12 protein-coding genes are annotated in these 13,461 nt (G+C 71.3%); 8 read left to right on the top strand and 4 right to left on the bottom strand.

The window, feature by feature from the left end; genetic code table 11:
- The first annotated feature begins 25 nt into the window (after positions 1-25).
- Positions 26-733, top strand: coding sequence for an L-ribulose-5-phosphate 4-epimerase AraD (gene araD, locus OG338_RS02570; RefSeq protein ID WP_405935764.1), 708 nt, complete (start codon positions 26-28; stop codon positions 731-733).
- Positions 734-923: 190 nt separating this feature from the next.
- Here araD and OG338_RS02565 read toward each other — a convergent pair whose 3' ends face one another.
- The gene (locus OG338_RS02565; protein WP_405935763.1) at positions 924-1,913 is read right to left on the bottom strand and encodes a LacI family DNA-binding transcriptional regulator; all 990 of its coding nucleotides are present in this window, start codon (positions 1,911-1,913) and stop codon (positions 924-926) included.
- 392 nt (positions 1,914-2,305) lie between these two features.
- Here OG338_RS02565 and OG338_RS02560 point away from each other — a divergent pair, with 392 nt between their 5' ends.
- The 7 genes from OG338_RS02560 (at position 2,306) to OG338_RS02530 (ending at position 9,920) form a co-directional block, all read left to right on the top strand.
- Positions 2,306-3,256, top strand: a complete 951-nt coding sequence (locus OG338_RS02560) for an ABC transporter substrate-binding protein (protein ID WP_405940297.1) — start codon at positions 2,306-2,308, stop codon at positions 3,254-3,256.
- A gap of 67 nt (positions 3,257-3,323) precedes the next feature.
- Positions 3,324-4,871: a sugar ABC transporter ATP-binding protein gene (locus OG338_RS02555; protein ID WP_405935762.1), complete on the top strand. Its 1,548-nt coding sequence runs from the start codon at positions 3,324-3,326 to the stop codon at positions 4,869-4,871.
- Positions 4,868-5,872, top strand: coding sequence for an ABC transporter permease (locus OG338_RS02550; RefSeq protein WP_405935761.1), 1,005 nt, complete (start codon positions 4,868-4,870; stop codon positions 5,870-5,872). The genes OG338_RS02555 and OG338_RS02550 overlap by 4 nt, the downstream gene beginning before the upstream one ends.
- Positions 5,872-6,855 (top strand): galactofuranose ABC transporter, permease protein YjfF, encoded by a 984-nt coding sequence (yjfF, locus tag OG338_RS02545; RefSeq protein ID WP_405935760.1) that lies wholly within the window; start codon positions 5,872-5,874, stop codon positions 6,853-6,855. The genes OG338_RS02550 and yjfF overlap by 1 nt, the downstream gene beginning before the upstream one ends.
- Positions 6,856-7,341: 486 nt before the next feature.
- Positions 7,342-8,982, top strand: a complete 1,641-nt coding sequence (locus OG338_RS02540; protein WP_405940296.1) for a SulP family inorganic anion transporter — start codon at positions 7,342-7,344, stop codon at positions 8,980-8,982.
- Entirely contained in the window at positions 8,979-9,404 is a 426-nt protein-coding gene (locus OG338_RS02535; protein ID WP_405935759.1) for an ATP-binding protein, read from the top strand. The genes OG338_RS02540 and OG338_RS02535 overlap by 4 nt, the downstream gene beginning before the upstream one ends.
- Positions 9,405-9,539: 135 nt before the next feature.
- Positions 9,540-9,920, top strand: a complete 381-nt coding sequence (locus OG338_RS02530; protein WP_051083960.1) for a metalloregulator ArsR/SmtB family transcription factor — start codon at positions 9,540-9,542, stop codon at positions 9,918-9,920.
- A 17-nt stretch (positions 9,921-9,937) separates the two neighbouring features.
- On the opposite strand, the gene OG338_RS02525 is transcribed toward OG338_RS02530, so the two are convergent.
- The 3 genes from OG338_RS02525 to OG338_RS02515 form a co-directional block, all read right to left on the bottom strand.
- Positions 9,938-10,084 (bottom strand): DUF6126 family protein, encoded by a 147-nt coding sequence (locus OG338_RS02525; protein ID WP_393768549.1) that lies wholly within the window; start codon positions 10,082-10,084, stop codon positions 9,938-9,940.
- A gap of 117 nt (positions 10,085-10,201) precedes the next feature.
- A complete protein-coding gene (locus OG338_RS02520; RefSeq protein ID WP_405935758.1) occupies positions 10,202-12,580 on the bottom strand; it encodes a glycoside hydrolase family 65 protein in 2,379 nt (792 codons plus the stop codon).
- Entirely contained in the window at positions 12,577-13,317 is a 741-nt protein-coding gene (locus OG338_RS02515) for a beta-phosphoglucomutase family hydrolase (RefSeq protein WP_405935757.1), read from the bottom strand. The genes OG338_RS02520 and OG338_RS02515 overlap by 4 nt, the downstream gene beginning before the upstream one ends.
- Positions 13,318-13,461: the final 144 nt, after the last annotated feature.

The following is a 13,461-nucleotide window of genomic DNA, read 5'->3' as shown; positions in this document are numbered from 1 at the left end:
CACCTCCACCAGGACGGAGCCCACCGTGGCCGGGACCGTATCGAACGAGCTGCGCCGAGAAGTGCTCGAAGCCAACCTCCGCATCCCCCGCGCCGGGCTCGCCACCCTCACCTGGGGCAATGTGAGCGGCGTCGACCGGGAGGCCGGCGTCTTCGTCATCAAACCGTCCGGGGTCTCCTACGAGGCGCTGGGCGCCGACGACCTCGTCGTCGTCTCGCTGGCCGACGGCAGCGTCGTGGAGGGCCGGCTGCGCCCGTCCACCGACACCGAGACGCACCGCAGCCTCTATCTGGCCTTCCCCTCGATCGGCGGGGTGACCCACACCCACTCCACCCACGCGGTCGCCTTCGCCCAGGCCGGGCGCCCGATCCCGGTGCTCGGCACCACCCACGCCGACACCTTCAACGGGCCCGTCCCGGTCACCGCCGCGCTCACGCCCGAACAGTGCGCCAAGGACTACGAGTACAACACCGGCCAGGTCATCGTGGACCTCCTGGCGCGCGACGACACCCGGGCCGGGGAGGTGCCCGGCGCCCTGGTCGCCCATCACGGCCCGTTCACCTGGGGCGCCGACGCCACCAAGTCCCTGGAGCACGCCATCATCTGCGAGGCGGTCGCGGAGATGGCCCTGCACACCATCGCCCTGGGCACGGTGGCACCCCCGCAACACCTGCTGGACCGCCACTTCACCCGCAAACACGGCCCGGACGCGTACTACGGCAACCGTTCCTAGCCAGTGTGCATGAGTGAGTCCTGGACCCACTGATGTGTTCTGGGCGCATCCCGAACGGTTTTGGATGCGCTTGCCCGTGCGCATCGCTCTGGTGCGCACGGGGCGGTGCCGTCCGACGCCGGATCGGGCGTCCGAGGGCGCGTCGCCCGATCGCGATAAACGGCTCACCACCCCGGGGCCGCGTGAGCCTTCAGCGCCCGGCGGGCGTCCGCACGCTCTCCCGGCGGACGAGCTCCGGGGTGATGACGGGCTGCGCGCCCTGCGTCTCGGCACCGTTGATCAGCCCGAGCAGCAGGTCCAGCGTCGTGGTCGCGACCGCGCCGAAGTCCTGGCGCACCGTGGTCAGCGGCGGCGAGTAGAACGCCGACTCGGGCACATCGTCGAACCCGACGATGCTCACCTGGTCCGGGACCGAACGCCCTCGCTCGGTCATGGCGCGCAGGGCGCCCAGGGCCTGATGGTCGTTGGCCGCGAACACCGCGGTGACCTCCGGCATCCGGGCCAGCATCTGCCCCGCCCGGTATCCGGAGGCGGCGGACCAGTCGCCCGTGCTGACCGGGGGCACCTCCGCCCCGGCCTCCTGGAGCGCCCGGCGCCACCCGCGGATGCGGCCCGCCGCGTCGAACCAGTCCGGCGGGCCCGAGATGTGCCACACCGTCTCGTGTCCCGCCTCCAGCAGGTGCTTCGTGGCCTCGTAGGCGCCCTGCTCCTGGTCGACGGCCACCATCGGCGCGCCGCGCTCCGGGTCGCCGTCGATGGTGACCAGGGGGACCTCGGCGGGCACCCCGGCCAGCGCGGCGTCGGCCGAGGCGGTGGGCGCGATGACCACGATCCCGGCCACGCGCTCGTCGCGGTGGCGCTCGACGGCGGCGGTGATGGAGGACTGCCCCAGCTCGGGCACCCGGTGCACGCTGACCGCGAAGCCCTGGCGGGCGGCGGCGATCTCGAACGCGGCGAGGAGCGAGGAGGGTCCGTACAGCGTGGAGTTCTGCGCGATCACACCGATGAGCTGGGAGCGGCCCGTCACCAGGGCGCGCGCCGCGCGGTTGGGCCGGTAGCCCAGCTCCTTCACCGCCGCGAGCACCCTCAGCCGGGTCTGCTCGCGGACGTTGGGGTGGCTGTTGAGTACCCGGGACACCGTCTGATGCGACACGCCCGCGAGCCGTGCGACATCGGTCATCGCCGGTTCCCGCACCACTGGGCTCGTCACCGTGGCGTCCTCCACACCCATCTCCTCCTGACGGTGACCGCCCCGCCCCGGCTGTCCGCCGGTGGCCGCGGGTGATCCGCATTGAACGTTCAATCTACGCCCGGCCAAGGTACGGCCCCCTCGCGGCGGGCTCCCGCCGCCCCCGCCGAGACCGGTCCCGGTCGGGCCCGCGGACTCATAGTGAGCGCTAACAGTCTTGTTCGCAACGAGTCCGACGCAATGCCGAATTGTGGTTCCCTCAGGGGTTGACGCGGTAAATGTTAGCGCTCACTGTTGACGCCCGTGACCCCCGATCGAAACGGGTCGGCGGCAGGGACGCACGGTTCACGATGGAGGGCGACGCTGTGTTCAAGAGAATTGCCATGGCCGGCTGCGTGCTGGCACTGGCCGCACTGACGGCCTGCGGGAGCGGCGACGGCGGCGGCTCCAAGGGCTCCGGCGGCGACAAGCTGGTGATGGGCTTCGCCCAGGTGGGCGCCGAGAGCGGCTGGCGTACCGCCAACACCAAGTCGGTACGGGAGTCGGCGAAGAGCGCCGGCATCGAGCTGAAGTTCTCCGACGCTCAGCAGAAGCAGGAGAACCAGATCAAGGCCATCCGCTCCTACATCCAGCAGAAGGTCGACGTGATCGCCTTCAGCCCGGTTGTGGAGACGGGCTGGGACGCGGTCCTGCTGGAGGCCAAGCGCGCGAACATCCCGGTGATCCTGACCGACCGGGCCGTCGACTCCGAGGACACCTCGCTGTACAAGACCTTCCTCGGCTCCGACTTCGTGGAGGAGGGCCGCAAGGCCGGCAAGTGGCTCACCGAGAACGCGGACGGCCCGGTCAACGTGGCGGAGATCCAGGGCACCACGGGCGCCGCACCCGCCATCGACCGGCAGAAGGGCTTCAAGGAGGCCATCGCCGGGAAACCCGGCATCAAGATCGTGGCCTCGCAGAGCGGTGACTTCACCCGGGCGGGCGGCAAGCAGGTCATGGAGGCGCTGCTGAAGTCGCACCCGGACATCAACGTCGTGTACTCCCACAACGACGACATGGGCCTCGGCGCCATCGAGGCGATCAAGGCGGCCGGCAAGAAGCCCGGCACCGACATCAGGATCATCACCGTGGACGCGGTCAAGGCCGGGATGCAGGCCCTCGCGGACGGCGAGATCAACTACATCGTGGAGTGCAACCCACTCCTCGGCGACCAGCTGATGGACCTGGCGAGGAAGGTCGTCAAGGGCGAGAAGGTCCCGGAGCGCGTGGTCACCGAGGAGACCGCCTTCACCTCGGAGCAGGCGGCCGAGGTCCTCAAGGACCGGAAGTACTGACAGGCGCCGCGGCCCCGCCACCGGCACGGGTGGCGGGGCCGCTCCCCCCTTGACGAAAGCACGGGTCATGACCGATTCCCCAGCGGCCGGCGCCAGCCCGGTCGTCGACATGCGCGGTATCACCGTCGAGTTCGCCGGCGTCAAGGCGCTCGCGGGCGTCGACTTCCGCCTGTTCCCCGGTGAGGTGCACGCACTCATGGGTGAGAACGGGGCGGGCAAGTCCACCCTGATCAAGGCCCTCACCGGGGTCCACCGGCCGGTGGCCGGCACCATCCGGCTGCACGGCGAGCCGGTCGAGTTCACCACCCCCGGCCAGGCGCAGGACGCCGGGATCAGCACCGTCTACCAGGAGGTCAACCTCTGCCCCAATCTGTCGGTGGCCGAGAACATTCTGCTCGGCCACGAACCGCGCAGACTGGGCGCCATCGACGGCCGGGCCATGCGGGCCCGTGCCACCGGACTCCTGGCCCGGATCGGTCTGACCATCGACCCCGGCTCCGTACTGAGCAGCCATTCCATCGCCGTACAGCAGCTGGTGGCCATCGCCCGCGCGCTGGTGGTGGACGCCAGGGTGCTGGTCCTGGACGAGCCGACCTCCAGTCTCGACAGCGACGAGGTCGAGGAGCTGTTCCGCATCGTCCGCGTACTGCGGGACGAGGGCGTCGCGATCCTGTTCGTCTCGCACTTCCTGGACCAGGTCTACGAGCTGTCGGACCGGATGACCGTGCTGCGCAACGGCACGCTGGTGGGGGAGTACCTGCCGAAGGACCTCGACCGCATGGCGCTGGTGTCGGCGATGCTCGGCCGTGAGCTCGGTGTGCTGTCCGAGGTCGAGCGCCGCTCGGAGGCACGGGCCCCGGGCAGCGCCCCGGTCCTGGCCGCCCGCGGCCTCGGCCGGGCCGGTGCGGTCGAGCCGTTCGACCTGGACATCCACGAGGGCGAGGTCGTCGGCCTCGCCGGGCTGCTGGGGTCCGGCCGGACCGAACTCGCGCGGCTGCTGTGCGGCGCCGACCGCGCCGACAAGGGCACTCTCTCGGTCGGCGGCGAGCCGGTCCGGGCCCGGGGCCCGCGCTCCCTCATCGCCAAGGGGGTCGCCTTCTGCTCCGAGGACCGCAAGGCCGAGGGCGTCGTCGCCGATCTGAGCGTGCGCGACAACCTGATCCTCGCCACCCAGGCGGCCCGGGGCTGGGCGCGGCCGGTGCCCCGGCGCACCGCCGAGGCGATGGTCGCCGAGTACATCGAGCGGCTGGACATCCGGCCGGCCGACCCCGAGGCGGTGATGGGCAATCTGTCGGGCGGCAACCAGCAGAAGGTGCTGCTGGCCCGGTGGCTGGTGACCCGGCCCCGGCTCCTCATCCTGGACGAGCCCACCCGGGGCATCGACGTCGGCGCCAAGGCGCAGATTCAGAAGGTGGTCGCGGAACTCGCGGCCGAGGGCATGGCGGTGCTGTTCATCTCCGCCGAACTGGAGGAGGTGGTACGGGTGTCCGACCGGGTCGTGGTCCTGCGGGACCGGCACAAGGTGGCCGAGCTGTCCGGCGGTGACGTCTCAGTGGACGCCGTCATGTCGGCCATCGCGGCCGGCGCCCACACGGCTGCGGCGGTGGCCTCGTGATCCGCGGACGTCTGCTCTGGCCGCTCGCCGCCCTGGCCGGCCTGCTCCTGCTCAATGTCGTCTTCACCCATTCCTTCCTCGAACTGCGCATCCAGGACGGCCACTTGTACGGCAGCCTGGTGGACATCCTCCGCAACGGCGCCCCGACCATGCTCATCGCCGTGGGCATGACCCTGGTCATCGCCACCCGGGGCATCGACCTCTCCGTGGGCGCGGTCGCCGCGATCGCCGGCGCGATCGGCTGCACCTGGATCGCCGACGGAGGGGACATGCCGACCGCCCTCCTCCTCGCCCTGGCCGTGTGCGTGCTGCTCGGCCTGTGGAACGGCTTCCTGGTCTCCGTCCTCGGCATCCAGCCGATCATCGCGACCCTCGTCCTGATGACGGCCGGCCGCGGCGGCGCGATGCTGCTCACGGAGGGCCAGATCGTCACCGTCGAAAGCTCCGCGTACCGGCAGATCGGCGCGGGCTTCCTCGTCCTGCCGATCGCGATCCTGATCAGCCTCGCGGTCCTCGGCGGCGTCGCCCTGCTGACCCGGCGCACCGCGCTCGGCATGCTGATCGAAGCGGTGGGCGCCAACCCCGAGGCCAGCAAGCTCGCCGGGGTCCGCTCGCGAACGATCACCTGGACCGTGTACGTCTTCGCCGCGTTCTGCGCCGGTGTGGCCGGGCTGATGATCAGCTCAAACGTCAGCGCCGCCGACGCCAACAACGCCGGTCTGTGGATCGAGATGGACGCCATCCTCGCGGTCGTCATCGGCGGCACCTCGCTCGCCGGCGGCCGCTACTCCCTGGGCGGCACCCTCGTCGGAGCGCTCGTCATCCAGACGCTGACGACGACCGTCTACTCCATCGGTGTGCCCACCAACGTCACCCTGCTGTTCAAGGCGGTCGTGGTGATCACCGTATGCCTGCTCCAGTCCCCGCGCACGGCGCGGATCATCGGCGGCCGGCGCAAGCCGCCCGCCACCGCACCCCGATCCCGGAAGGTGGCCGCCTGATGAGCACTTCCGCCCTCGCGTCCGTACGACCGCGCCTGCCCCAGCGCTTCCTGCCCGTCGTCGCCACCGTCGTGGTGTTCGCGGTGACCTTCGGCATCGGCTCGGTGCGCTACCAGGACTTCGCCTCCGGCCAGGTCGTCGCGAACCTCTTCATCGACAACGCCTTCCTCATCGTGCTGGCCGTCGGCATGACCTTCGTCATCCTCACCGGCGGCATCGACCTCTCCGTGGGTGCCGTCGCCGCGCTGTCCACCATGATCGCCGCGGCCACCCTCCGGGCGGGCTGGCCGGTGCTGCTCTCCGTCCTCGCCGTCCTGGTCTCCGGGACCGTCCTCGGCCTGCTGATGGGCCTGGTCATCCACTACTTCGACGTGCAGCCGTTCATCGTCACGCTGGCGGGGATGTTCCTGGCCCGGGGTCTGTGCTTCCTGATCAGCGTCGAGTCGGTGTCCATCACCGACACGTCCTTCCGCGACTTCGCCACCGGTACGGTCGTGCTCCCCGGCGATGTCACGGTCACCTACAGCGTGTTCGTCGCACTGGCCGTGGTCGCGGCGGCGGTGTACGTCCTCCACCTCACCCGCTTCGGCCGCACGGTGTACGCGGTCGGCGGCAGCGAGACCTCGGCGCGGCTGATGGGCCTGCCCACCACACGGGCCAAGGTCGGCGTCTACGCGGTGAGCGGCTTCTGCTCCGCCCTGGGCGGCCTGCTGTTCGCGCTGTACATGCTCTCCGGCTACGGGCTGCACGCGGTCGGCATGGAGCTGGACGCCATCGCCGCCGTGGTCATCGGCGGCACCCTGCTGGCCGGCGGGGCCGGCTATGTCGCCGGTTCCACGGCGGGCGTCCTGGTCCTCGGCACCGTACAGGCGCTGATCTCCTTCGAGGGCACCCTCAGCTCCTGGTGGACCAAGATCGTCATCGGTGTCCTCCTGCTGGCCTTCATCGTCCTCCAGCGCCTCATCGTGCGACAGCCCCGATAACCGGCCCGACAACGAGTCGAGGAGCGCACACCATGAGCCCGGACTCTTCGCCGAGAAGCGGCGGTTGATGCTCGACCACGCCCGCGGCTACGACGTGAACCGGCCGCTCCAGGTCTTCTCTTCACCGGCTGCACCCGGCTGTACGACGCCACCGGCCAGGACCGCTACCTTCTACTACGAGCGCGCTCGAGAAGGCGCTGACCACGGCGCGGAACGCCCCACGTACATGCACTGAGGGCGCCACGGACACACAGGCCGGAGGGGACACACGGGCCGGAGAGGCAATCAACGAATTGCAATAATCTGCAATTACATACATCCTTAGGCGCTGTGCGGGCGGGCGACCGTCCGCACAGCCCTGGCGTGCGCGGGCCACCGGGGGATCAGGCCCGAGGAGGGGACGTGCTCGTTCCGCTGTATCCCGCTCTCCTCGGCGCGGCCCGCCGGGTGCGCGCCGTCCTGCCCGCCCGCGCCGACTTCCGGCTGATGGCCCGGAATCCGCGCAGGGATCTGCTCGCCGGGCTGACCGTGGCGATCGTCGCCCTTCCGCTCGCCCTGGGCTTCGGGGTGTCCTCGGGACTCGGCGCGGAAGCCGGACTGGCCACGGCGGTGGTCGCCGGAGCCATGGCCGCCGTGTTCGGGGGCTCCAACCTCCAGGTGTCCGGGCCCACCGGCGCGATGACCGTGGTCCTGGTGCCGATCGTGGCGCGGTACGGGCCCGGCGGCGTCCTGACCGTCGGACTGATGGCCGGCGTCCTGCTGATCGCGCTGGCGCTGCTCCGGGCCGGGCGCTACATGCGCTATGTGCCGGCCCCGGTGGTCGAGGGTTTCACGCTCGGGATCGCCTGTGTGATCGGCCTGCAACAGGTGCCCAACGCCCTCGGCGTCCCCGCCCCCGAAGGGGAGAAGGTGCTCCTGGTGGCCTGGCGGGCCGTGGAGTCGTTCGCCGGGGCGCCGGACTGGACCGCGGCCGGGCTCTCCCTGGGCGTCGCCGCGCTGATGCTGGCGGGTGCCCGGTGGCGGCCCGCGATCCCGTTCTCGATCGTCGCGGTCGTCGCCGCCACCCTGGTCGCACAGCTCGGCCACCTGGGCGCGGCCCCCATCGGCGAACTGCCGGCCGGGCTCCCCGCGCCCTCCCTCGCCTTCCTGGACCCGTCGTCCCTCGGCGCGCTGATCGCCCCGGCCGTGGCGGTCGCCGCACTGGCCGCGCTGGAGTCCCTGCTGTCGGCGACGGTGGCCGACGGCATGACGGTGGGTCAGCGGCACGACCCCGACAAGGAACTGTTCGGCCAGGGCGTGGCCAACCTGGCCGCCCCGCTCTTCGGCGGCGTCCCGGCGACGGCCGCCATCGCCCGTACCGCGGTCAACGTCCGCACCGGGGCCTCCTCGCGGCTCGCCGCCCTCAGCCATGCCGCCGTCCTCGCGGTCATCGTGTTCGCCGCGTCCCCGCTGGTGTCGAAGATCCCCCTCGCCGCGCTCGCGGGCGTCCTGCTCGCGACCGCGGTCCGCATGGTCGAGGTCGGCGCGCTGCGCGCCATGGCCCGGGCCACCCGCTCCGACGCCGTCGTCCTGGTGCTGACCGCGACGGCGACCCTGGTGCTCGACCTCGTGTACGCGGTGATCATCGGGCTCCTCGTCGCGGGCGCCCTCGCCCTGCGCGCCGTCGCGCTCCAGGCCGGTCTTGAGCGGGTCGACCTCCGCGCGGACCTGCCTGGCGAGCACGGCGACGAGGAGCACGCGCTGCTCGCCGAGCACATCGTCGCGTACCGGATCGACGGACCGCTGTTCTTCGCGGCCGCCCACCGCTTCCTCCTCGAACTCTCCGAGGTGTCGGACGTCCGGGTCGTCATCCTGCGCATGTCGCGCGTGACGACGATGGACGCGACCGGCGCCCTTGTGCTGAAGGACGCGGTGGAGAAGCTGAACCGGCGCGGCATCGTCGTCATGGCCTCCGGCATCCGCCCCGGCCAGCGCCAGGCCCTGCGGTCCGTGGGGGCCCTCGACCTCCTCAGCCACGAGGGCCGCGCCTACGCGACCACCCCGGAGGCGATCGCCGGGGCGCGCCACCATCTTGTACGGGCCGGGCTGCTGCCGGCCGCGGACCACCCCGGGAAGGCGCTGCGATGACGGGCGTACCACCGCAGGCGATGCCCTTCCGGCACGTCCTCACCCTGCCCGCGATGGGTTCGGCGGTGCGGGTGGCCCGGGAGACGGCCGAAGAGGTGCTGGTCGAGTGCGGGGTCGGCCTGCGCCACCCGAGCACCGGGAGGGTCCTGCTGATCCTCTCGGAGCTCGTCACCAACGCGGTCCGGCACGCCGCCGCGCTGACCCCCGCGATCACGGTGACCTACGCGCACGGACCCGGCGTCTTCGCGTTCGGCGTCCACGACCGGCACCCGTACCGGCCCCCGCTCGCCGGTGAGGCCGTCGCGCCCGGCAGCGGACTCGCCACGGTGGTCGAGACGACGGCGGAACTCGGCGGCACCGCGGTCACACGCGGCGACGCGGACGCGGGAGGCAAGTGCATCTGGATCACCCTTCCGCTGTGAAGGGCCCCGGGACCGGTGTCCCGGCAGGCGGCCGAGATCTCCGGAAGTTGCAGGAATCTGCAATTGTGGAGGTCGAACACTGTGCAGAACCGGGGCGGAGACGCCGCCCGGCACGAGAAGCGTGGGGTGGACGAGGTGCGCGGTACGGGCGCGACGGGCAACGCGGGCGAACCCGGCGGTACGCAGGCACCCCTCTACCAGCTCAAGGCGGAGTTCTTCAAAACCCTCGGCCACCCGACCCGCATCCGCGTTCTGGAGCTGCTGAGCGAGCGCGAGCACGCGGTCGCGGAAATGCTCGCCGAGGTGGGCATCGAGGCGGCCAGCCTGTCCCAGCAGCTCGCCGTGCTCCGCAAGGCCAATCTCGTCCTCACCCGCCGCGAGGGCTCCAACGTGTACTACCGGCTGGCCAGCCCCGACCTCGCCGAACTTCTGCGTGTCGCCCGGGGCATCCTCTCCGGCGTCCTCCAGGGCCAGGCCCAGCTGCTGGCCGACCTGCACGCCACCCGCCCCCGGTGACCACCGCCGCGAGGCCGCTACTTCTGGGCGTGCTGACCCACGTAGAAGAGCACCCACACGAAGCCCGCGAACAGGTGGGTGCCGAAGATGTAGAAGAAGGCCCGCAGCGCGACGCCCTTCTCCAGCCAGCGCTCGTGCTCGTCCGCCGCCGATTTCTCCGTCATGGGCCGCCCGTCTCCGCTCCACCCGCTGCCACATATGCGAATCTAGCCAATTGCATAATATTGCAAGTATAGCGACCGACGGCGGCGCCGCGACGTCGAGTCCGGTCCACCCCCGTCTCACCCCTGCTCGGGGCCCGGCCGGTCGGCGTCGCCCGGACGGCGGTGCAGTGGCTGTTCGGGCGTGGGCCGCCGCTCCGGCGGGGAGATCGGGAGGGTGACGGGCTCCTCACCGTTCACGTGCGCCTCCGTGCCGTGGTGGTGGATCGTCAGGGGATCGCCGATCAGCAGCGAGTACGTCGCCTTGCCGGGCCCGATCTCCACCTGGAGGCACCGGCCGCGGAACTGGAGCCGGAAGGCCAGGCGGCTGAACTTCTCGGGCAGCCGGGGCGCGAAGCGCAGGCTGTCGCCGTCCCGGCGGGTGCCGCCGAATCCGGCGACCAGCGCCATCCACGTACCGGCCAGCGAGGCGATGTGCAGTCCGTCGCGGGTGTTGTGCTCCAGGTCGGCCAGGTCCATCAGCGCGGCCTCGGCGGTGTAGTCGTAGGCCAGCCGCAGATGCCCGGTCCGGGCGGCGACGACGGCCTGGCAGCACGCCGACAGGGACGAGTCCCGTACGGTCAGCGGCTCGTAGTAGGCGAAGTTCGCGGCCAGTTGCTCGTCGTCGCAGTGGGCGTCGAACCAGGTGCCGCAGGTGTACATGGCGAGCACGAGGTCGGACTGCTTGATCACCTGCTTGCGGTAGATGTCGAAGTAGGGGAAGTGCAGCATCAGCGGGTACTGGTCGGCGCGGGTGTTCGCGAAGTCCCAGCGCTGGTGGTGGGTGAAGCCGGCGTGCTGCTCGTGGACGCCGATCTCCTCGTTGTAGGGGATGTGCACCGCCTCGGCGGCGTCCCTCCAGGCGGCGCTCTCCTCCTCGTTCACACCCAGCCGGGCCGCCTCCTCCGGGTGGCGTTCGCACACGTCGGCCGCGGCGAGGAGATTGGAGCGGGCCATGAGGTTGGTGTACGTGTTGTCGTCCACGACGGCGCTGTACTCGTCCGGTCCCGTGACGCCGTCGATGTGGAACACGCCGTGCGGGTCGTGATGGCCCAGCGAGCGCCACAACCGCGCCGTTTCCACCAGGAGCTCCAGGGCGGTCTCGCGTTCGAAGTCGGTGTCGCCGGTCACCGCCGCGTGGCGCACCGCGGCGTGCGCGATGTCGGCGGCCACGTGGAAGGCGGCGGTGCCGGCCGGCCAGTACGCGGAGCCCTCCGAGCCGTCGATGGTCCGCCACGGGAACGCGGCACCGCGCAGTCCGAGCTGGGTGGCCCGGTCCCGGGCGGCGGGCAGGGTGGCCTGGCGCCAGCGCAGCGCCTCGGCGACCGCCTTGGGCTCGGTGTAGGAGAGGAGGGGCAGCACGAACATCTCGGTGTCCCAGAAGGCGTGGCCGTCGTACCCGGAACCGGTCAGCCCCTTCGCCGGGATCGCCCGCTGTTCCGCGCGGGCACCGGCCTGGAGCACATGGAAGAGGGCGAAGCGGACGGCCTGCTGGATCTCCTCGTCGCCGTGCACCTCGACGTCGGCACGGGCCCAGAAGTCGTCGAGGTAGGCCCGCTGCTGGGCCACCAGTTCGTCCCAGCCGCCATGCGCGGCGGCAGCCAGCGCGGCCTCGACCTGATCGCTCATCGCGGGCCGGGAACGGGCCCCCGACCAGCCGTGGGCGACGGTCTTCTGCACCCGCAGCCGCTGTCCCGGGTCCAGGACGGAGGTGATGGTCAGGCGGGCGACATCCGGGTTGCTCTCGCTGCTGGTGGTGATCTCCCCGGGCGCTTCCACGACATGGTCGGCGGCCACGGCGACCCTGAGGCCGCTGCGCCGGGTGCGGTGGACCAGACGCAGCCGCGACCCGGCGGCCTGGTCCTCCTCCGGCTCCAGCGGGGACTGCAACGCCTTGGCCGTCCGGGGGTCGCCGTCGGACGAGGGCAGGCTCTCGTTGGTGACCAGCTCCGACTGGATGACCACCCTGGTCCGGCTGTCGACGGGCTCCACCTCGTACTGCACGGCGGCGATGGCGCGCTGGGTGAGGGAGACGAGGCGGGTGGAACGCACCCGGACGGTCGTACCGGCTGGGGAGGTCCACTCGCAGCTCCGCTCCAGCACCCCGCGCTTGAAGTCCAGGGTGCGCTCGTGTTTGCGGAGCCGCCCGTAACGCAGGTCGAAGGGTTCGTCGTCGACGAGCAGCCGCAGCAGCTTGCCGTTGGTGACGTTGATGACGGTCTGGCCCGACTCGGGGTAGCCGTAGCCCGCCTCGGCGTAGGGCAGCGGGTGCAGTTCGTACACCCCGTTGAGGTAGCTGCCGGGCAGGCCGTGCGGTTCGCCCTCGTCGAGGTTGCCGCGCCAGCCGACATGCCCGTTGGACAGGGCGAAGACGGATTCGCTCTGCGCCAGGAGACCGAGGTCGAGAGCCGTCTCGCGTACGCGCCAGGGCTCCACGGTGTACGTACGGTTGGTGATCACGCGCAGCCTCCGAGTTCGGCGAGGTCCTTGACGACGCGGTCGGCGCCGTGGGCGTACAGCGCGTCGGTCTGCCCGACGCGGTCGACGCCGACGACGAAGCCGAAGTGCCCGGACCTGCCCGCGTCCATGCCGGCCAGCGCGTCCTCGAAGACGGCGGCCCGGGACGGCTCGACGCCGAGGTCCCGGGCGGCGGCCAGGAAGGTGTCGGGGTGCGGTTTGCCCGGCAGTTTCCGTTCCCGGGCCACCACGCCGTCGATCCGTACGTCGAACAGCCGCTCGGCCGCGATGGAGTGCAGCACGTCGCGGGTGTTGGCGCTGGAGGAGACGATCGCGGTGGCGAGCCCGGCGGCACGGACCGCGTCGATGTAGCGCAGCGTGCCCTCGTACGGCTCCACCCCGTCGGTACGGATCTTCTCCAGGAGGAGCTCGTTCTTGCGGTTGCCGACCCCGTTCACACTCCGTGTGTCCGGTGGATCGTCGGGGGCGCCCTCGGGCAGTTCGATGCCGCGGGAGGCGAGGAAGGAGCGGACGCCGTCGGCCCGGGGGCGGCCGTCGACGTACTCGTCGTAGTCGGAATCGGAGAAGGGGCGGAAGTCCGCTCCGTCACGCTCGCGCAGGAACGCGTCGAAGGTCGCCTTCCAGGCGGCGGCGTGCACCACCGCCGTCCTGGTGACCACCCCGTCGAGATCGAACAGACATGCCTGGATGTCTTCCGGAAGTCCGAGCTGTGTCGTCATGCCCCCACAGTTCCCCGCCGGGGCGGGTCCGATCGGATGACACGCTGTAGGGGGGAGGAGCCGCCCTTTTCGGTACACCCACCCCTCGATCACCCTCGGTTACTATGCTCTCTTCAGCCACGGAGGAGCCGTCCGTGGATTGCG

Origin of the sequence: Streptomyces sp. NBC_00726 (assembly GCF_045161735.1) — a bacterium.
Lineage (GTDB): Bacteria > Actinomycetota > Actinomycetes > Streptomycetales > Streptomycetaceae > Streptomyces.
The sequence above is the reverse complement of the archived record's forward strand: the minus strand, read 5'-3'. Positions and strand labels throughout refer to the sequence as shown.

Bases quoted from the DNA above. Each gene is read 5' to 3' on its own strand.
- OG338_RS02565 (WP_405935763.1), bottom strand. From the start codon at position 1,913: ATGACCGATGTCGCACGGCTCGCGGGCGTGTCGCATCAGACGGTGTCC.
- OG338_RS02560 (WP_405940297.1), top strand. From the start codon at position 2,306: ATGGCCGGCTGCGTGCTGGCACTGGCCGCACTGACGGCCTGCGGGAGC.
- OG338_RS02555 (WP_405935762.1), top strand. From the start codon at position 3,324: ATGACCGATTCCCCAGCGGCCGGCGCCAGCCCGGTCGTCGACATGCGC.
- yjfF (WP_405935760.1), top strand. From the start codon at position 5,872: ATGAGCACTTCCGCCCTCGCGTCCGTACGACCGCGCCTGCCCCAGCGC.
- OG338_RS02540 (WP_405940296.1), top strand. From the start codon at position 7,342: ATGGCCCGGAATCCGCGCAGGGATCTGCTCGCCGGGCTGACCGTGGCG.
- OG338_RS02535 (WP_405935759.1), top strand. From the start codon at position 8,979: ATGACGGGCGTACCACCGCAGGCGATGCCCTTCCGGCACGTCCTCACC.
- OG338_RS02525 (WP_393768549.1), bottom strand. From the start codon at position 10,084: ATGACGGAGAAATCGGCGGCGGACGAGCACGAGCGCTGGCTGGAGAAG.
- OG338_RS02515 (WP_405935757.1), bottom strand. From the start codon at position 13,317: ATGACGACACAGCTCGGACTTCCGGAAGACATCCAGGCATGTCTGTTC.